15 protein-coding genes are annotated in these 17,258 nt (G+C 72.4%); 8 read left to right on the top strand and 7 right to left on the bottom strand.

The window, feature by feature from the left end; all coding sequences use genetic code 11:
- The 3 genes from ACZJYS_RS14685 to ACZJYS_RS14675 form a co-directional block, all read left to right on the top strand.
- Window positions 1-1,140: DUF2252 family protein (locus tag ACZJYS_RS14685; RefSeq protein WP_493179271.1), on the top strand; the 1,140-nt coding region annotated here is incomplete at its 5' end.
- Window positions 1,141-1,295: 155 nt separating this feature from the next.
- Window positions 1,296-2,555, top strand: a complete 1,260-nt coding sequence (locus ACZJYS_RS14680; protein ID WP_493179269.1) for an aminopeptidase — start codon at window positions 1,296-1,298, stop codon at window positions 2,553-2,555.
- A gap of 156 nt (window positions 2,556-2,711) precedes the next feature.
- Window positions 2,712-4,196: an argininosuccinate lyase gene (locus ACZJYS_RS14675; RefSeq protein WP_493179267.1), complete on the top strand. Its 1,485-nt coding sequence runs from the start codon at window positions 2,712-2,714 to the stop codon at window positions 4,194-4,196.
- A 120-nt stretch (window positions 4,197-4,316) separates the two neighbouring features.
- Here ACZJYS_RS14675 and ACZJYS_RS14670 read toward each other — a convergent pair whose 3' ends face one another.
- Together ACZJYS_RS14670 and ACZJYS_RS14665 are read right to left on the bottom strand one after the other, a co-directional pair.
- Complete coding sequence (locus ACZJYS_RS14670; protein ID WP_109516789.1) at window positions 4,317-4,913, bottom strand: DsbA family protein; 597 nt, start codon at window positions 4,911-4,913, stop codon at window positions 4,317-4,319.
- Entirely contained in the window at window positions 4,913-5,524 is a 612-nt protein-coding gene (locus tag ACZJYS_RS14665; RefSeq protein WP_493179264.1) for an NAD(P)-dependent oxidoreductase, read from the bottom strand. Before ACZJYS_RS14665 ends, ACZJYS_RS14670 begins: the two co-directional genes overlap by 1 nt.
- 108 nt (window positions 5,525-5,632) lie before the next feature.
- On the opposite strand from ACZJYS_RS14665, the gene ACZJYS_RS14660 reads away from it, so the two are divergent.
- Window positions 5,633-6,106 carry a winged helix-turn-helix transcriptional regulator gene (locus ACZJYS_RS14660; RefSeq protein WP_493179262.1) on the top strand — a complete coding sequence of 158 codons (474 nt, stop codon included), beginning with the start codon at window positions 5,633-5,635 and terminating at the stop codon, window positions 6,104-6,106.
- Here ACZJYS_RS14660 and ACZJYS_RS14655 read toward each other — a convergent pair.
- Together ACZJYS_RS14655 and ACZJYS_RS14650 are read right to left on the bottom strand one after the other, a co-directional pair.
- On the bottom strand, window positions 5,995-6,654 hold the full coding sequence (locus ACZJYS_RS14655) for an HAD hydrolase-like protein (protein WP_493179260.1): 660 nt from the start codon (window positions 6,652-6,654) through the stop codon (window positions 5,995-5,997). The two genes, ACZJYS_RS14660 and ACZJYS_RS14655, sit on opposite strands and share 112 nt — an antisense overlap.
- A complete protein-coding gene (locus tag ACZJYS_RS14650) occupies window positions 6,647-7,051 on the bottom strand; it encodes a ketosteroid isomerase-related protein (protein WP_109516793.1) in 405 nt (134 codons plus the stop codon). Before ACZJYS_RS14650 ends, ACZJYS_RS14655 begins: the two co-directional genes overlap by 8 nt.
- A 90-nt stretch (window positions 7,052-7,141) precedes the next feature.
- On the opposite strand from ACZJYS_RS14650, the gene ACZJYS_RS14645 reads away from it, so the two are divergent.
- From ACZJYS_RS14645 to ppdK, 3 genes are all read left to right on the top strand, one after another.
- Window positions 7,142-8,044, top strand: coding sequence for a glycine--tRNA ligase subunit alpha (locus tag ACZJYS_RS14645; RefSeq protein WP_379632691.1), 903 nt, complete (start codon window positions 7,142-7,144; stop codon window positions 8,042-8,044).
- Between the two features lie 87 nt (window positions 8,045-8,131).
- The gene (gene glyS / locus ACZJYS_RS14640; RefSeq protein WP_493179257.1) at window positions 8,132-10,303 is read left to right on the top strand and encodes a glycine--tRNA ligase subunit beta; all 2,172 of its coding nucleotides are present in this window, start codon (window positions 8,132-8,134) and stop codon (window positions 10,301-10,303) included.
- Window positions 10,304-10,315: 12 nt separating this feature from the next.
- Window positions 10,316-12,985 carry a pyruvate, phosphate dikinase gene (gene ppdK / locus ACZJYS_RS14635; protein WP_109516795.1) on the top strand — a complete coding sequence of 890 codons (2,670 nt, stop codon included), beginning with the start codon at window positions 10,316-10,318 and terminating at the stop codon, window positions 12,983-12,985.
- Between the two features lie 57 nt (window positions 12,986-13,042).
- On the opposite strand, the gene ygfZ is transcribed toward ppdK, so the two are convergent.
- Window positions 13,043-13,864, bottom strand: a complete 822-nt coding sequence (ygfZ, locus tag ACZJYS_RS14630) for a CAF17-like 4Fe-4S cluster assembly/insertion protein YgfZ (RefSeq protein WP_493179254.1) — start codon at window positions 13,862-13,864, stop codon at window positions 13,043-13,045.
- Window positions 13,865-13,956: 92 nt separating this feature from the next.
- On the opposite strand from ygfZ, the gene ACZJYS_RS14625 reads away from it, so the two are divergent.
- Window positions 13,957-14,883, top strand: coding sequence for a glycosyltransferase family 9 protein (locus tag ACZJYS_RS14625; protein ID WP_109516797.1), 927 nt, complete (start codon window positions 13,957-13,959; stop codon window positions 14,881-14,883).
- A gap of 17 nt (window positions 14,884-14,900) precedes the next feature.
- On the opposite strand, the gene ACZJYS_RS14620 is transcribed toward ACZJYS_RS14625, so the two are convergent.
- Both ACZJYS_RS14620 and ACZJYS_RS14615 read right to left on the bottom strand, forming a co-directional pair.
- Window positions 14,901-15,932, bottom strand: a complete 1,032-nt coding sequence (locus tag ACZJYS_RS14620; RefSeq protein ID WP_493179251.1) for a glycosyltransferase — start codon at window positions 15,930-15,932, stop codon at window positions 14,901-14,903.
- A 64-nt stretch (window positions 15,933-15,996) separates the two neighbouring features.
- The coding region (locus ACZJYS_RS14615; protein ID WP_493179248.1) for an O-antigen ligase family protein at window positions 15,997-17,258 on the bottom strand (1,262 nt) is incomplete at its 5' end.

Below are 17,258 nucleotides of genomic sequence, written 5' to 3'. Positions count from 1 at the left end.
GCCGCCTATGAAGCCTTTCTGCGCCACGAGCTGGGGCATGAGCTGGTGGAGGAAGGACTGGCCGAGAAGCGGCGCGAGATGGCGGGGGATGCCTTCGGCTTCCTGCGCGCCACCTATTTCCGCTGGGCCGAGACGGCGCTGGCGCTGTTCCCGGAACTGGCCGATGCCCCCACCGTCCTGGCGGTGGGTGACATCCACCTGGAGAATTTCGGCACCTGGCGGGATGCCGAGGGCCGCCTCGTCTGGGGCGTGAACGACTATGACGAGGCGGCCGAGATGCCCTACGCGCTCGACCTGGTGCGGCTGGCCACCAGCGGACTGCTGGCCAGCCCGGAGCCGGACTGGCGCGAGGCGGAGCCGATCGCCGCGCATCTGCTGGCCGGCTACCTCAAGGGAGTCCGCAAGCCCGGCCCCACCCTGCTGGACCGCGACCACCGCTGGCTGCGCCGCACCGTGATCGTGCCCGACGAGCACCGCGACGCCTTCTGGGAGAAGCTGAAGCGCAAGCGCCGCCGCTTCGAGAAGCGCGACGGGGCGGAGCGCCCCGTCTTCTTCCCGCGCTACGAGGCCGCGCTGCGCGCCGCCCTGCCGCAGGGCGCCACCGAGCCACGCTTCTGGTACCGCAGCGCCGGCCTGGGCAGCCTCGGCCGGCCGCGCTGGGTGGCGCAGGCGAAGTGGCGCGGCGACTGGGTGCTGCGCGAGGCCAAGGCGGTGCTGCCCTCCGCCTGGGTGCGGCTGCACGGCAGGCATGGCCGCGCCGTGCGCTGCCTGGAGATCGCCACCGGCCGCCACCGCGCGCCGGACCCCTGGTACCGCGTGACGGATGGCGTGGCCGTGCGGCGCCTTTCCCCGAACAACCGCAAGATCGAGACCGACCGCCCCATCTCGCCCGACTGGGACCACGGGCCGGACGAGACGCTGGGCCGCGAGGTGCTGCTGGGCGAGAAGATGCTGAAGGCCATGGGGCGGGAGATGGCGGCCATCCATCTCGGCACCGGCGACCACGCGGCGGCGATCCGCGCCGACCTGGGGCGGCGCCCCGAGGGCTGGCTGCGCGAGGCCGCGCTGCGCGCCGCCCAGGCCATGACGGCCGAGCACCGGCAGTTCGCCGGCCACATGGGGGCACAGGCGGAGAGCTAAGCCGCGCCCCTTGACAGCCGGCCCCGCCGGGGCCGCATTGGCGGGAGCCGCGCCCTTCCCAGCGGGGCGGCGCATCGCCGATCCGGTTTTCCCCGGGCCGCGCGCCGGGCCGCCTTTCCGCCCCGCGCGCGCCCCAACCGCCGAGGACCCGCCGCATGGACCAGCCTGTGCCAACCACCGCCTCCCTGGCCGAGGACCCGCGCCTGGACCGGCTGGCGGAACTCGCCGTGCATGTCGGCCTCGGCGGCATGAAGCCGGGGCAGGAGCTGGTGATGACGGCCTCCATCGAATCCCTGCCGCTGGTGCGCCGCATCGTGGCCGAGGCCTACAAGGCCGGCGCCTCCCTGGTCACGCCGCTGCTCTCGGATGACGAGACGGCGCTCGCCCGCTACCGCCACGCCGCGCCCGAGAGCTTCGACGTGGCGGCGGGCTGGATGTACGAGGGCATGGCTGCCGCCTTCCGCGGCGGCGCCGCGCGCCTGGCCGTGGTGGGGGACGACCCCAACCTGCTGGCGGGCCAGGACCCGGAGAAGGTCTCCCGCGCCAACCGCGCCCGCTCGAAGGCCTACCGGCCGGCGCTGGAGCTGATCACGGCGTCCGCCATCAACTGGACGCTGGTGCCCTTCGCCTCCGCCGCCTGGGCGCGCACCGTCTTCCCCGAACTGCCGGAAGCGCAGGCGGTGGCGAAGCTGTGGGACGCGATCTTCGCCGCCACCCGCGCCGACACGCCGGACCCGCGCGCCAACTGGGCCGCGCACAACGCCGCGCTGATGACGCGCCGGAAGATGCTGAACGAGCGCCGCTTCCGCGCGCTGCGCTTCCAGGGGCCCGGCACCGACCTCACCGTGGGCCTGGCCGACGAGCATTCCTGGATGGGCGGCTCCTCCAAGGCGCTGAACGGCATCACCGGCAATCCCAACATCCCGACGGAGGAGGTGTTCACCACCCCCCACGCCGCGATGACCGAGGGCACCGTCGCCGCCACCAAGCCGCTCGCCCATGCCGGCACGCTGATCCGCGACATCCGCGTGCGCTTCGAAGGCGGGCAGATCGTCGAGGCGCAGGCCAGCAGCGGGCAGGACGTGCTGCAGAAGATGATCGGCACCGACGAGGGCGCGCGGCGGCTGGGCGAGGTGGCGCTGGTGCCGCATTCCTCGCCCATCTCGCAGACCGGGCTGCTGTTCTTCAACACGCTGTTCGACGAGAACGCGGCCAGCCACATCGCCCTCGGCCAGGCCTACAAGAAGTGCTTCACCGACGCCGAAGGCATGAGCGACGAGACCTTCGCGGCGCGCGGCGGCAATTCCAGCCTGATTCATGTGGACTGGATGATCGGCTCGGCCGAGGTGGATGTGGACGGCATCGGCTTCGATGGCGCCGCCACGCCGGTGATGCGCAAGGGTGAGTGGGTCTGAGGAAGAACCTTCTTTTTCTGAAGAAAAAGAAGCAAAAAGACTTTGTCAGTCTGGCGTCCCGCCTCTCCCCGGAGTGCGCCAACTGGCAAAAGTTTTTTGGTTCTTTTTTCCAAAAAAGAACAACTTCCCTGACATGCAAAAATCGGGAGAAACACCATGAAGGTATGGCTCGGGGCCGTGCTGGCCTGCGCCATCGCGCTGCCGGCGGCGGCGCAGACGCGGCGCGACGAATTCTACTGGCTGGGCGAGATCAACAAGGCCAGCGCCGTCATCAACAGCCAGGAAGGGCTGCTCGACCCGGCGGCCGCGCCGCGCATCGCCGCCGGGCTGCGGACGGTGCTGCAGGCGGGGGAGCAGCCGGGCGGCAAGCGGCCCACGACCGTCATCACCTTCGAGCCGCTGCTGATCGAGGCCGCCGGCGTCGAGGCCACGCTGCTGCATGCGGGGCGCTCCAGCCAGGACATGCTCTCCACCGTGCGCGCCGCCATCCTGCGCGACGAGTTGCTGAAGCTCGCCACCCAGCTCCACAAGACCACCGCCGCCATGCTGCGCCTGGCCGAGCGCAACACCGGCACCATCGTGCCCAACTACACCAACGGCGTCGCCGCCCAGCCCAACAGCTACGCGCATTACCTGCTCGGCCACATCGCCGGGCTGGAGCGGGACGCGGAGCGGCTGCGCCAGGCCTATGCGCGGCTGGACCGCTCGCCCATGGGCACCACGGTGCTGAACGGCACGAGCTGGCCGCTGAACCGCGAGCGCATGGCGCGCTATCTCGGCTTCCCCGCGCTGGTGGACAATGCCTACGACGCCGCGCAGATCACCGCCGCCGAGATGCCGGTGGAGATCGGCGCCGTGGCTGGCAGCATCGCCATCCATGCCGGCGCCTTCGTCGAGGACGTGATGACGCAGTATGCGCAGCCACGCCCCTGGATCCTGCTGCGCGAAGGGGATGGCAATACCTATGTCTCCAGCGCCATGCCGCAGAAGCGCAACCCCGGCCTGCTGAACGACACCCGCGCCGAGGCCTCGCGCGCCGTCTCGCTCGGCATCGGGCGGCTCATCCAGGCGCACAACATCCCGCCCGGCATGAGCGACCCGAAGGCCGTGCGCGACAACACCGCCGTCGTCGCCGCCGCGCTGCGCACGCTGGCGAGCTGGGAGCGGGTGCTGAACGCCGTGGTCATCAGCCCCGAGCGCGCGCTGGAGGAGCTGAACAGCGACTGGACCGCCTCGCAGGAGGTGGCGGACGTGCTGATGCGGACATACCGGCTGCCCTTCCGCGTCGGCCACCACTTCGCCTCCGAGGTGGTGGATTACGCCAAGGCGCATGACATCCGCCCCAGCGACTTCCCCTATGCCGAGGCGCAGCGCATCTACGCGCACACGCTTCAGGAGATGAAGGTGGAGGGCGGCGCCCTGCCGATGAGCGAAGCGGAGTTCCGCGCGACGCTGGACCCGGTGGCGATCATCCGCGACCGCGCCACCTCCGGCGGCCCGCAGCCGGCCGAGCTGACGCGGATGCTGGAGGCGGCGAAATCCTCCCTCGCGGCGCAGGAGGGCTGGATCGTCGAGCGGCGCGGCGCGATCGACGCGGCGCTGTCCGCTCTGGACAAGGACTTCGCGGCGTTGATGAAGTGACCTTCTTTTTCTGAAGAAAAAGAAGCAAAAAGACTTTGTCAGTTTGGCGTCCCGCTTTGTGTTGGCGCACCCCAAACTGACAAAAGTTTTTTGGTTCTTTTTTCCAAAAAAGAACGTCTCCTACAGCCTTGCCACGAATGCCGCCGGATCCTCGTAGCAATCCATGTGCGGCACGATCTCGATGTTGCCGTCCCGCTCCGCCAGGAAGGTGGGGAAGCTGGTGGCGCCCACGCGCTGCATCAGCCGGCGGGTGGTGTTGATGTGCGCCTCCACCGGCGCGGCGGCGAGGCTGGCGCGGAACTCCGCCTCATCGAGCCCCAGCTCCATGGCGAGGGCGGCGAGCACGCCGTCCTCCACCACCCGCAGCCCTTCCACATAGTGCGCGCGCTGGATGGCGCGCAGCATGGCCGGCGCCAGCGGCTCCGGCACCGCCAGCAGGGCGGCGATGGTGGGGCGGGAGTGGAACACCGTCTCCGGGTCCGCCAGCAGCGCCCGGTAGCCCGGCCCGAAGACCTGACCGGTCAGGGCGCCGATGCGCGCATCGGCTTCCAGGATGTGCTGGCGCTGCCCCTCCCGCAGCCGGGCGGCGGGGTGCCAGAGGCCCCCGCCATGCATGCGCAGCCGGATCTCGGGCCGGGCACGGGCGGCCTCCAGCAGGGCGGTGGCCGCGTAGCACCACCCGCAGAGCGGGTCGTGGATGTAATGCAGGATGGTCATCAATATCCCACGGTGAAGCGTCGGCGCCGGTGGGCCGGGTGCTCGATCTCGTCGGCGAGGGCCACGGCGTAGTCCTCAAAGGAAATGGTGCTGCTGCCGCTTGCGTCCAGCAGCAGCCGGTCGGCGCCGAGCCGGAACCTGCCCGTGCGCTCGCCGGGGACGAACATCGCGGAGGGGGAGAGGAAGGTCCAGTCGAGCAGCGCCTCCTGCTCCAGCCGCTCCAGGAAGGCGCCGCCCCGGCGGGCCTCCTCCCGGTAGATGGCCGGGAAATCGGGCGTGTCGAACAGCTTGAGGCCGGGGGCCACCTCCAGGCTGCCGGCGCCGCCCACCACCAGGTAGCGCGCCACGCCGGCCTGCTTCACCGCACCGATCAGCGCCTCGGGGTCGCTGGCGGTGAAATGGACGCTGCTGATCGCCACATCGTGTCCGGCGAGCAGGGCGGCGAGGGCCGGGACGTCGTGCAGGTCGGCGGCGCGCGGGGTGACGCCGGGCAGCGCCGCGATCCTGCCGGCGTCGCGGGCGATGGCGGTGACGGCGTGGCCACGCCGGGCCAGCTCGGCCAGGATGCGGGAGCCGGCCTGGCCGGAGGCGCCGATGAGGGCGATGCGCAAGGTCGAGGTTCCTTCGGGAATGTGGTATCCGTTGGAAACCAGATAGGCTGAGGACACGCCGGGGCGGAAGAAGGCACTTTCCGCCCATCTGGTGACCGCGAGGTAACCATGGCCGATGACGACACCGCCGGGCCCTGCCCGGGCGACCTGTTCAACCCCGACTGCCCGACCCGGCTGGTGCTGGACCGGATCGCCGACAAATGGACGGTGATGCTGCTGGTGCTGCTCTCCCGCGGCCCCTGGCGCTTCGGCGCGCTGCGCCGGGCCACCGGCATCTCGCAGAAGGTGCTGGCCCAGGCGCTGCGCCGGCTGGAGCGGGACGGGCTGGTGAGCCGGAGGGTCTTCGCCACCATGCCGGTGACGGTGGAATACGCCATCACCCCGCTCGGCACCGACCTCGCCCGTGCGCTGGAGACGCTGCGCCACTGGGCGGAGGCGCATATCGGCGAGGTGCTGGCCGCCCAGCGCCGCTACGATTCAGCCGAGAAAGCGGCGCTGCCCGCGCAGAACGGGGCGATCTCCGCCACCGAGCGGAACAGCGCCAGCGGTGCGGTGGCGGCCAGGGCCTCGGGCCGGGCATAGCCCCAGGAGACGGCGGCGAAGCCCATGCCGACGGCACGGGCCGCCTCGGCATCCCGCAACTCGTCGCCGATATAGAGGGCCTGGGCGGGGGCGAGCCCCGCCTGCCGCAGCAGGCCGCGCAGCCGGGGCGGCTTGCCGAAGAGCGAGGCGCCGCAGGCATAGGCGCCGATCCGCCCCGCCTCCGGCCCCAGCGTCATGCGGATGGAAGCCTCCGAATCGGAGCTGGCGATGGCGAGGGGCAGGCCGGCCAGCCGCAGCGCCGCCAGCATCTCCGGCACGCCCGGGAACAGGGGAATCTCGCCCGCCGCCGCCCGCTTGCGCGCGCGCAGATGCGCCACGATGGCCGGCAGGCGCCAGGCCGGCACTGCCAGCCGGCGCAGAATCTCCCGCGAGTCGCAGCCGCGCAGCGCCTCCAGCTCCGACGCCGCCGGGCTGTGGAAGCCGAAGCGGGCGGCGGTCTCCGGCAGGGCGGCGCGGAACCAGGGGAAGCTGTCGACCAGCGTGCCGTCGAAGTCGAAGACCGCCAGCCGCCAGCGGGCCTCAGCCACCGACCTGGGCGATCCAGTCTGCCAGGTTGTAGGTGTTCGACACGCGGGCGATCTTCTCCCCCCGCACCTCGAAGAAGGCGCCGGCGGGCAGCACATAGGTCTGGCCGCGCGCCTCCGGCAGGCCGGCATCGGTGGCGAGATAGGTACCGTGCACGGTGAACTCGGCCGCCGCGCGGGCGCCGCTCTCGCCCACCATCACCACGATGTCCTTCAACTCCTCGCGGTAATGCGCGTTCATCCGGGCCATGAAGGCGCGGAAGGCGGGGATGCCGGTCTCCCGCGCGCCCTGGTTGATGTCATGCGCCACATCCTCGGCGAGCAGGGCCAGCATGCCCTCCACGTCCCCCGCGTTGAAGGCGGCGTAGTAGCTGCGGATCAGGGTCTCGGTGGCGGCCATGATGGTGTGCCCTTCCTTGCCGGGGGGGTGTGGCGGGTCTTATGGTGCGCCGCGCAACACGGCCGCAAGCCCCAGGCACGCCCAGAACAGATGACCGAGACGCAGCAGATCACACACGCCCCCGCGCCGCCTCCCGCCGGGAAGCCGCTCAGCTTCCAGGACATCATCCTGACGCTGCACCGCTTCTGGAGCGCGCAGGGCTGCGTGATCCTGCAGCCCTACGACATGGAAATGGGCGCCGGCACCTTCCATCCGGCCACCACGCTGCGCGCGCTGGGGCCGAAGGACTGGAAGGCGGCCTATGTGCAGCCCTCCCGCCGCCCCTCGGATGGCCGCTACGGCGAGAACCCGAACCGGCTGCAGCACTACTACCAGTACCAGGTCATCCTGAAGCCGAGCCCGGCCGACCCGCAGGCGCTGCTCATCGAGAGCTACAAGGCGCTCGGCATCGACCCCGCCCTGCACGACATCCGCTTCGTCGAGGACGATTGGGAAAGCCCGACGCTGGGCGCCTGGGGCCTCGGCTGGGAGGTGTGGTGCGACGGGATGGAGGTGACGCAGTTCACCTATTTCCAGCAGGTGGGCGGCATCCCGGTGGAGAAGCCCTGCGCCGAGCTGACCTACGGGCTGGAGCGGCTGGCCATGTACATCCAGGGCGTCGAGAATGTGTACGACCTGGATTTCAACGGCCAGGGCGTCACCTATGGCGATGTGTTCCTGCGCGCCGAGAAGGAATTCTCCGCCTACAATTTCGAGCACGCCGACACCGCCCTGCTGTTCCAGCACTTCCGGGACGCCGAGGCCGAGTGCGCCGCGCTGGTGGAGAAGGGGCTGGCCCTGCCGGCCTATGACCAGTGCATCAAGGCCAGCCACGCCTTCAACCTGCTCGATGCCCGCGGCGCCATCAGCGTGACGGAGCGGGCGGCCTATATCGGCCGGGTCCGGGCGCTGGCGAAGCGCTGCTGCGAGACCTGGATGGCCCCCGGCGGCTGAGCCGCCCATCCGCCCCGCCGAACTGCCATGCTGGCGCCCGAATTCCGCGCCAGCCTCCCTGCCGGCCCCTTCCCCGCAAGGCCCACGATGCCCGAACTCCTGCTCGAACTCTTCTCCGAGGAAATCCCCGCCCGCATGCAGGCGCGCGCGGCCGAGGACCTGGCGCGCCTGCTGGGCGAGGCGCTGAAGGGCGCGGGCCTGCCGGCGGAAGGGCTGCGCACCCTCTACGGTCCCCGCCGCCTGGCGCTGGTGGCCGAGCTGCCCGCCGGCACCAAGGCCGTGGAGGAGGAGCGCCGCGGCCCGCGCGCCGATGCCACCGGCCCGGCGCTGGAAGGCTTCCTGCGCTCCACCGGCCTGACGCGGGAGCAGCTGGAGGCGCGCGAGGGCAAGGGCGGCACTTATCTGTATGCTGTCATCCGCCGGCCCGGGCGGCCGACGCCGGAGGTGCTGGCGGAGATCATTCCTGGTCTCCTGCGCCGCTTCCCCTGGCCGAAGTCGATGCGCTGGGGTGGCACCAGCACCTTCGTCTGGGTGCGGCCGCTGAAGCGCATCCTCTGCCTGTTCGATGGCGCGGTGGTGCCCTTCACCCTTGTCCAGGGCGAGGATGACGGGCACGGGCTGGCCAGCGCCGACCGCACCGAGGGGCACCGGATTCTCTCGCCGGGTGACTTTTCGGTTAGAAATTTCTCGGATTATGCGACGCAACTCGCCGCACGGCACGTTGTTATCGACCCCGTTGAGCGCGCCAGGCTTGTGCGTGACGGTATCGCGGCGCTGGCCGTGCGGGAGGGGGTTGAGGTGGTGCCGGATGAGGGGCTGGTGGCGGAGGTGGCGGGGCTGGTCGAATGGCCCGTGCCCCTGCTCGGCCGCATCGACGACGCCTTCATGGACCTCCCCCCCGAGCTGATGCGCACCACCATGCGGGTCAACCAGCGCTATTTCGCGCTGCGCCGGCCGGAGGGCGGGGCGGCGCCCTGCTTCGCCGTGGTGTCCAACATCGCCGCCCATGATGGCGGCAAGGCCGTGGTCGGCGGCAATGAGCGCGTGCTGCGCGCCCGCCTGTCGGACGCCCGCTTCTTCTGGGACCTCGACCGCCGGCAGGCGCTGGAAGCCTTCCTGCCGAAGCTGGAGAGCGTGGTGTTCCACGCGAAGCTTGGCACCCAGGGGCAGCGCGTGGCGCGGCTGGCGCGGCTGGCCGAGTGGCTGGCGCCGCGCGTCGGCGCCGAGCCGGCGCTGGCCGCCCGTGCCGCGAAGCTGGCCAAGGCTGACCTCGCCACCGGGCTGGTGGGCGAGTTCCCCGAATTGCAGGGCATCATCGGCCGCTACTACGCGCTGAAGGATGGCGAGGATGCGCGGGTGGCCGAGGCCATCGCCGCGCATTACCGCCCCATGGGCCCGGGCGACTCGGTGCCCGACGAGCCGGTGGCGATCGCCGTGGCGCTGGCCGACAAGCTGGACCAGCTTGCCGGCTTCTTCGCCGCCGACGAGCGCCCGACCGGCTCGGGCGACCCCTATGCGCTGCGCCGGGCGGCGCTCGGCGTCATCCGCATCCTGCGCGAGAACGGGCTGCGGCTGGACCTGTCGGACGCGCTGGCCGAGGCCTTCTTCGGCTACCCGCAGGCCGTGGGCGCCACGGCCGAGCCTGAATTCGGCATGGCGGTGGCGCAGGAGGCGATGAAGGCCGGCTTCCAGCCCGGCCCGAAATCCGCCCACCCGCCGATGGTGGCCGCCTTCGCCGCCGGGCTGCTGGACTTCCTGGCCGACCGGCTGCGCGTGCAGCTGCGCGCCGAGGGCGAGCGGCACGACGTGCTGGCGGCCACGCTGGGAGCGGGTGGCGGCGCCGATCTCGTCCGGGTGCTGGCCCGCGCCGCGGCTCTGCGCGCCTTCCTGGAAGGGGAGGATGGTGCCAACCTGCTGGCCGCCTACCGGCGCGCCGCCAACATCCTCCGCATCGAGGACAAGAAGGACGGGCCGCACCGTCCCGAGACCGACCCCGCCCGCTTCACCGCGGCGGAAGAGGCGGCGCTCTCCGCCGCGCTGGACGGCGCGCTGCCGGAAGCGCAGGCGGCGCTCGCCGCCGAGAACGACATGGCCGCCATGGAAGCCCTGGCGCGCCTGCGCGCGCCGGTGGACGCCTTCTTTGAGAAGGTGGTGGTGAACGATGCGGATGCGCAACTCCGGCGCAACCGTCTAGGTTTGTTGGCCCGACTCCGGGCCGCGATCGACCAGGTGGCCGATTTCTCCAAGATCGAAGGCTGAGGAAGACCCGAGATGCAGAAGTGGGTGTATGGTTTCGGCGCCGGCCGCAATGACGGCAAGGCCGAGATGCGCAATCTGCTGGGTGGCAAGGGGGCCAACCTGGCGGAGATGGCCTCGATCGGCCTGCCCGTGCCGCCGGGCTTCACCATCACCACCGAGGTCTGCACCTACTACTACGACAACGGCAAGCAGTACCCCGCCGAGCTGGAGGCCCAGGTGGCCGAGGCGCTGGCGCGCATCGAGCAGGCCGTTGGCCTCTCCTTCGGCGACGAGGCGAAGCCGCTGCTGGTCTCCGTCCGCTCCGGCGCCCGCGTCTCCATGCCGGGCATGATGGACACGGTGCTGAACCTCGGCCTGAACGACCGCACGGTGGAGGGGCTCGCCACCGCCTCGGGCGATTCGCGCTTCGCCTGGGACAGCTACCGCCGCTTCATCCAGATGTACGGCTCCGTGGTGCTGGGCGTGGACCACCACCGCTTCGAGGAGATCATCGAGGACGCCAAGCTGGACAAGGGCGTCTCCGAGGACACGCAGCTGACCGCCGAGGACTGGAAGCAGGTCGTCGCCCACTACAAGGCGATGGTGGAGGAGGTGCTGGGCAGCCCCTTCCCGCAGGAGCCGAAGGCGCAGCTCTGGGGCGCCATCGGCGCCGTGTTCGGCAGCTGGATGAACCAGCGCGCCAACACCTACCGCCGGCTGCACGACATCCCGGCCAGCTGGGGCACGGCGGTGAACGTGCAGGCCATGGTGTTCGGCAACATGGGCGAGGACTGCGCCACCGGCGTCTGCTTCACCCGCGACCCCTCCACGGGCGAGAACATCTTCTACGGCGAGTACCTGATCAACGCCCAGGGCGAGGACGTGGTGGCCGGCATCCGCACGCCGCAGCCGATGTCGAAGGCCCGCTCCAAGCCGGGCGAGCGCAGCATGGAAGAGGCCATGCCCGCCGCCTATGCCGAGCTGGTGCAGGTCCGGCAGACGCTCGAGCAGCACTACACGGACATGCAGGACATCGAGTTCACCGTGCAGCAGAACAAGCTGTACATGCTGCAGACGCGCAACGGGAAGCGCACCGCCGCCGCCAGCCTCAAGATCGCCGTCGACATGGCGCGCGAGGGGCTGATCGACGAGCGGGAGGCGGTGAAGCGCGTGGCCCCCGGCTCGCTCGACCAGCTGCTGCACCCGACGCTGGACCCCAAGGCGCCGCGCAACCTGATCTCGAAGGGCCTGCCGGCCTCGCCCGGCGCCGCCTGCGGCACGGTGGTGTTCTCGGCCGACGAGGCGGAGACGCGCGCCGCCAAGGGCGAGAGCGTGATCCTGGTCCGCATCGAGACCAGCCCCGAGGACATCCACGGCATGCACGCCGCCAAGGGCATCCTCACCACGCGCGGCGGCATGACCAGCCACGCGGCGGTGGTGGCGCGCGGCATGGGCCGGCCCTGCGTGGCCGGTGCCGGCGGCGTGGTGGTGGACTACAACAGCCAGCAGCTCCGCGCCGGCGGCCAGACCGTGCAGGCGGGCGAGACCATCACGCTGGACGGCGCCACGGGCGAGATCTTCCTCGGCGCCGTGGCGATGGTGGAGCCGCAGCTCTCCGGCGACTTCGCCACGCTGATGGGCTGGGCCGACAAGGTGCGCCGCCTGAAGGTGCGCGCCAACGCCGAGACGCCGCTGGACGCCGACACCGCCCGCAAGTTCGGCGCCGAGGGCATCGGCCTCTGCCGCACCGAGCACATGTTCTTCGACCCCGAGCGCATCGGCGCCGTGCGGCAGATGATCATGAGCGAGAGCGAGGGCGGTCGGCGCGACGCGCTGGCCAAGCTGCTGCCCTTCCAACGCGCCGACTTCATCGAGCTGTTCCGCATCATGGCGGGGCTGCCGGTGACCATCCGCCTGCTCGACCCGCCGCTGCACGAGTTCCTGCCCCACCGGGAGGAGGAACTGGCCGAGGTGGCGGCGAGCCTGGGCGCCGACCTCGCCACCATGCAGCGCCGTGCCGCCGACCTCTCGGAAGCCAACCCGATGCTCGGCCACCGCGGCTGCCGCCTCGGCGTGACCTTCCCCGAGATCTACGAGATGCAGGCGCGGGCCATCTTCGAGGCGGCGGTGGCCACCGCCCAGGAGACGGGCAAGGCACCGGTGCCGGAGATCATGATCCCGCTCGTCGCCGCGAAGAAGGAGCTGGAGATCACCCGCGCCCAGGTGGACAAGGTGGCGAAGGAGGTCTTCGCCGAGGCCGGGCTGGAGATCGAGTACCTGGTCGGCACCATGATCGAGCTGCCGCGCGCCTGCCTGACGGCCGATGCCATCGCCGGCACGGCGGATTTCTTCTCCTTCGGCACCAACGACCTGACGCAGACCACCTTCGGCCTCTCGCGCGACGATGCCGGCAAGTTCCTGCCCTACTATGTTGAGAAGGGCATCCTGCCGAAGGACCCCTTCGTCTCGATCGACCCGGAGGGCGTGGGCGCGCTGGTGCAGATCGCCGCCGAGAAGGGCCGTGGCGTGAAGCAGGACCTGAAGCTCGGCATCTGCGGCGAGCATGGCGGCGACCCGGCCTCGATCCAGTTCTGCGAGAGCGTCGGGCTGGACTACGTCTCCTGCTCGCCCTACCGCGTGCCGGTGGCGCGGCTGGCGGCGGCGCAGGCCGCCCTGGCCGGCGGCACCGACCGCACCGCGTAAACAGACAGAAAAAAGATGGGGGCCCGGGGGAATTCCTTCCCCCGGCCTTTTCTTTTTCTACGGCGCCGCCTTCTCCGGCAGCCGCATCCAGTGCGGAATACGCGGCATGAGCGTGGCCTCGCCGCAGGTCAGCGCCTCATCCCCCAGGATGGGCAGCCGCAGCAGCGCCAGCCCCAGCCCCTCGGCATGGCCGGAGCGCATCTCCCCCACCTCCGCCTCGCCGCGCCGGATGGGCGTGCCCGGCGCCGGCAGCGGCCCCTGCACATCGACCGGCACCAGCCGCCGCTTCAGCAGGCCGCGATACTTGGTGCGGGCCGTCAGCTCCTGCCCCATGTAGCAGCCCTTGCTCCAGGAGATTCCGTCCAGCTCGTCGAAGCCGGCCTCGAGCAGCACGGATTTCTCCGGCTCCAGGTCCGGCGCGCCGTCCGGCAGGCCGAGGGCGAGGCGGTGGCGGGCATAATCGCCATTCCCGGCGGGCAGGTCGGCGGCGGGCAGGATGGCGCGCCAGCCGGCCTCCGGCAGGCGCGGGTCGGGCGCGGCGATGGCGCCCTCCGGCACGGCCGCGCCGCCCCAGCCGGCCAGCACGCCGAGATCGGGCCGCGCCGCCAGCGCCACCTTCGAGCGCAGGCGGAAGCGGGAGAGGCGCTGCGCCAGCATCTCCGCCTGGGCGGCGGCGCAGTCGAGCAGCAGGGCCTCCGGCGTGGCGAGGATGAAGAAGTCGGCCAGCCACTTGCCTTGCGGCGTCAGCAGCGCGGCCCAGACCGCATGGCCGGGGGTGGCGCGCGCCACGTCGTTGGAGACGAGGCCCTGGAGGAAGCTGACACGGTCCTCGCCGGTCAGTTCCACCACGGCGCGGTCGGGGAGGGGGGCGATGGGCATGATATGAGATTTGGCGTTCCGGCGGCCCGAGGCAAGCGGCGGCATGTCCCTCTGCGCGCGGCGCGGAAACCGTGCTAGAGCCGCGCCCGACCATGCGCATCCTGTTCGTGACCGCCACCCGGATCGGGGATGCGGTGCTCTCCACCGGCCTGCTGGACCATCTGCTGCGGACCTATCCCGGCGCGCGGATCACCGTGGCCTGCGGGCCGGTGGCCGAAGGCGTGTTCGCCCGCATGCCGAACCGGGAGGCCACCATCCTGCTCGCCAAGCAGCGCTTCTCGGGGCACTGGTTCTCGCTCTGGGGGCAGGTGGCACGGCAGCGCTGGGACCTGGTGGTGGATCTGCGCGGCTCCGCCCTCTCCTGGCTGGTGCGGACGCGGCGCCGCGCGGTGATGCGCGGCGGGCGGCGGCCCGGCCACAAGCTGCTGCAACTGGCGGGCGTGCTGGGGCTGCACCCGGCGCCGCGCCCGGTGGCCTGGTTCGGCCCGCAGGATGCGGCGAAGGCCGCGGCGCTGCTGCCGGGGGAGGGGCCCTATCTCGCCCTCGGCCCCAGCGCCAACTGGGCGGGCAAGGTGTGGCCGCCGGAGCGCTTCGTGGCGTTGTTCCAGGCGCTGACGGCGCCGGGCGGGCGGCTGGAGGGCGCGCGCCCCGTGGTGCTGGCCGGACCCGGCGCCACCGAGGCCGCCATGGCGGCGCCCGTGCTGGCCGCGCTGCCGCAGGCGGTCGATCTGGTGGGGCGGCTGGAACTGCCGGAGGCGGCGGCGCTGCTCTCCCGCTGCGCGCTGTTCGTGGGCAATGATTCGGGGCTGATGCACCTCTCGGCGGCGGCGGGCACGCCCACGCTGGGGCTGTTCGGCCCCACCCCGGCGGCGGAATACGCGCCGGTGGGGCGGCGGGCGCGGGCGGTGCTGGCGCGTGGCCTGCCGGGCCGGGCGCCGATGGAGGCGCTCGGCGTCGAGGCGGCGCTGGCGGCGGCGGTGGCCCTGCTGGACACACCCGAGGACACCCCGGAAGGCTGAGGCCGTAAGCTGGTGGCTCAGCCCGCGCCAGGCGAGACCCGGCGCAGGAAATCCTGCCACTGCGCCACCACGGCGGCCTCGGAGAAGCTGGCCTCGTAGGCGGCGCGGCCGGCCGCAGCCAGCGTGGCGCGGCGCCCGGGGTCGGCCAGCAGGGCCGCCAGGGCGCGGCCCAGCGCCTCCGGCTGGTCGCGCGGCACCAGCAGGCCCGTCTCGCCGTCGCGGATCAGCTCGGCAGGGCCATCGGCATCGGTGGCCACCACGGGGCGGGCGGCGCTCCAGCCTTCCAGCACCACATTGCCCAGCGGCTCGTGGCGCGAGGGGCAGACCATCACATCGCAGGCCGCCAGCAGCGCCGCCGTGTCCTGCCGCCAGCCGAGGAAGCGGACGCGCTCCGCCACGCCCAGTTCGCCGGCCAGGCGGGTGAGGGTCTCGCGCTCCGGCCCCTCGCCGGCCAGCAGCAGCACGGCGCCCGGCACATGCGGCAGGGCGCGCAGCAGCGTGTCGAAGGCCTTGTTGGCATGCAGCCGGCCGAGCGCCAGCAGGCGCGGCGCGCCCTCGGGCAGGTCCGGCAGCTCGGCCGGCAGGGCGCCGGCCATGTCCTCGGCGAAGTTGGGCAGGTGGTGCACCCGCTCCTCCGGCCAGCCCTGCTCCAGCATCCAGCGGCGCAGGCCCAGGGTGTTGCCCACCAGGTGGTCGCAATGGCGGTAGTGGCGCAGGTCGTAATAGCCGCCGAGGCGGCCCACCAGCGTCCAGGGGCCGCGCGGGGTGAAGCCGGCGGCGCGGTTCATCCAGGCCACCACCGCCTGGGGCTGGAAGGCGTGCAGGTGGCGGCGGATCTGGAGATGGGTGGGCAAGTCCAGCCAGCGCTGGCCGAAGCGCAGCTGCACCGGCGTGAGTCCCCGCACCGAGAGCCGCGCCGCGCGGGCAGGGTTGGCGCGGATGAGCGGCAGCACCTCCTCCCCCGCGGCGTGCAGGGCGCAGCACAGGCGCTCATAGAAGCTCTCGGCGCCGCCCATTGGGGCGCCCGCCATCACCTGGGCCAGCCTCATGCCATTCTCCCGGGAGGTTCCGGCGGGGACAATGCGCCGCCGCGGCCGCCGTTTCCGCCGGGCCTCACGGCGTGGCGCGCAGCCGGGCGAGGGCGGTGAGGCCCACCGCCAGCAGCAGCAGCACGCCGATCCACCAGGCCTGCCACACGCCGTAGCTGAGCATGCCCACCACCCCGCCCGATGTCAGCAGCCCGGCGGCGGCGGGGGCGTGCAGCGCCGCGCCATGCCAGCCCAGCCACAGCAGCAGCCCCGCCGCCAGCAGCGCGCCCACCGCGCCCAGCTCCAGCCAGATCTGCAGCGGGGCGTTGTGCGGGTGCAGCGGCAGGCGCTGCGCCCGCACCCCCTCGAACCAGGCGCGCGACACGGCGCCGCCGAGGCCGAAGCGTTCCAGCGCCTCGGGCGTGAAGGTGTCCCGCCCGCCGGGCAGGCTGCGGCTGGACTCGCCGCCCCAGCCGAGCAGCGGCCGCTCGCCGATCCGCTCCAGCACGAACTCCCAGATCAGCACGCGGTGCGCGGCGGAGGGCGGGATGGCGTCCAGCGCCGGCAGGCGGGGCAGGGCGGCGCTGAACATCAGCGGCGCCGCCAGCACGGCAACGGCCAGCAGGGCACCGGCGGCGCGCGCCACCCAGGCGCCCAGCAGCCAGGCCGCCGCCATCGCCGCCAGCCCGGCCAGCACGGCGATCTTGGCGGATTCGGCGGGCAGCCACAGCACGGTGAGCACCCCCGCCGGCAGCAGCGCCCAGCGCAGCGCGCGCGGCAGCACCGCCGGGTGGGCATGGGGCAGGCACAGCGCCAGCGGCAGCAGCACGGCGATGATGGAGACCGCCGGCTTCAGCCCGAAGGGCAGGTTGGGCGGCGCCTCGGCCGGGCTCATGCCGCGCACCGCCGCGCGCAGCCAGTTGCCGCTGGCATGGTCGAGCAGGGCCAGGGCGATGCCCGCCGCCAGCCCCCAGCCCAGGCAGCGCAGCACGGCGCGCAGCCGGTGCGGCGGCTGCTCCGCCACCGCCCGCGCCGCCATGGCGCCGAGCAGGATGTAGAGGCCCAGGGTGAGCGCGGTGGTGGCGGCGCGGCCCGGCTCGATGGACCAGGCGGCGCTGGCCAGCAGCCAGCCCATCGGCAGCAGCACCGGCGCCAGCACGGCGGGGCGCGGCCAGGGCAGCAGGCCGGGGCCGCGCGCGCCCGGCAGGCGCCGCCGCTCCCATCCATGCAGCGCCACGGCGGCGAGGAAGCCCAGCACGGTGAGCAGCGCCACGGCGCGGAACTGGAGCACCGCCACCGCGGGGGCTATGGCCAGCATCAGCCCGATCGGCAGGCTCGCGCCGCGCA

The organism is Roseomonas sp. TS2 (assembly GCF_058833935.1).
The sequence above is the reverse complement of the archived record's forward strand: the minus strand, read 5'-3'. Positions and strand labels throughout refer to the sequence as shown.

Bases quoted from the DNA above. Each gene is read 5' to 3' on its own strand.
- ACZJYS_RS14680 (WP_493179269.1), top strand. From the start codon at position 1,296: ATGGACCAGCCTGTGCCAACCACCGCCTCCCTGGCCGAGGACCCGCGC.
- ACZJYS_RS14675 (WP_493179267.1), top strand. From the start codon at position 2,712: ATGAAGGTATGGCTCGGGGCCGTGCTGGCCTGCGCCATCGCGCTGCCG.
- ACZJYS_RS14670 (WP_109516789.1), bottom strand. From the start codon at position 4,913: ATGACCATCCTGCATTACATCCACGACCCGCTCTGCGGGTGGTGCTAC.
- ACZJYS_RS14660 (WP_493179262.1), top strand. From the start codon at position 5,633: ATGGCCGATGACGACACCGCCGGGCCCTGCCCGGGCGACCTGTTCAAC.
- ACZJYS_RS14650 (WP_109516793.1), bottom strand. From the start codon at position 7,051: ATGGCCGCCACCGAGACCCTGATCCGCAGCTACTACGCCGCCTTCAAC.
- ACZJYS_RS14645 (WP_379632691.1), top strand. From the start codon at position 7,142: ATGACCGAGACGCAGCAGATCACACACGCCCCCGCGCCGCCTCCCGCC.
- glyS (WP_493179257.1), top strand. From the start codon at position 8,132: ATGCCCGAACTCCTGCTCGAACTCTTCTCCGAGGAAATCCCCGCCCGC.
- ppdK (WP_109516795.1), top strand. From the start codon at position 10,316: ATGCAGAAGTGGGTGTATGGTTTCGGCGCCGGCCGCAATGACGGCAAG.
- ygfZ (WP_493179254.1), bottom strand. From the start codon at position 13,864: ATGCCCATCGCCCCCCTCCCCGACCGCGCCGTGGTGGAACTGACCGGC.
- ACZJYS_RS14625 (WP_109516797.1), top strand. From the start codon at position 13,957: ATGCGCATCCTGTTCGTGACCGCCACCCGGATCGGGGATGCGGTGCTC.
- ACZJYS_RS14620 (WP_493179251.1), bottom strand. From the start codon at position 15,932: ATGAGGCTGGCCCAGGTGATGGCGGGCGCCCCAATGGGCGGCGCCGAG.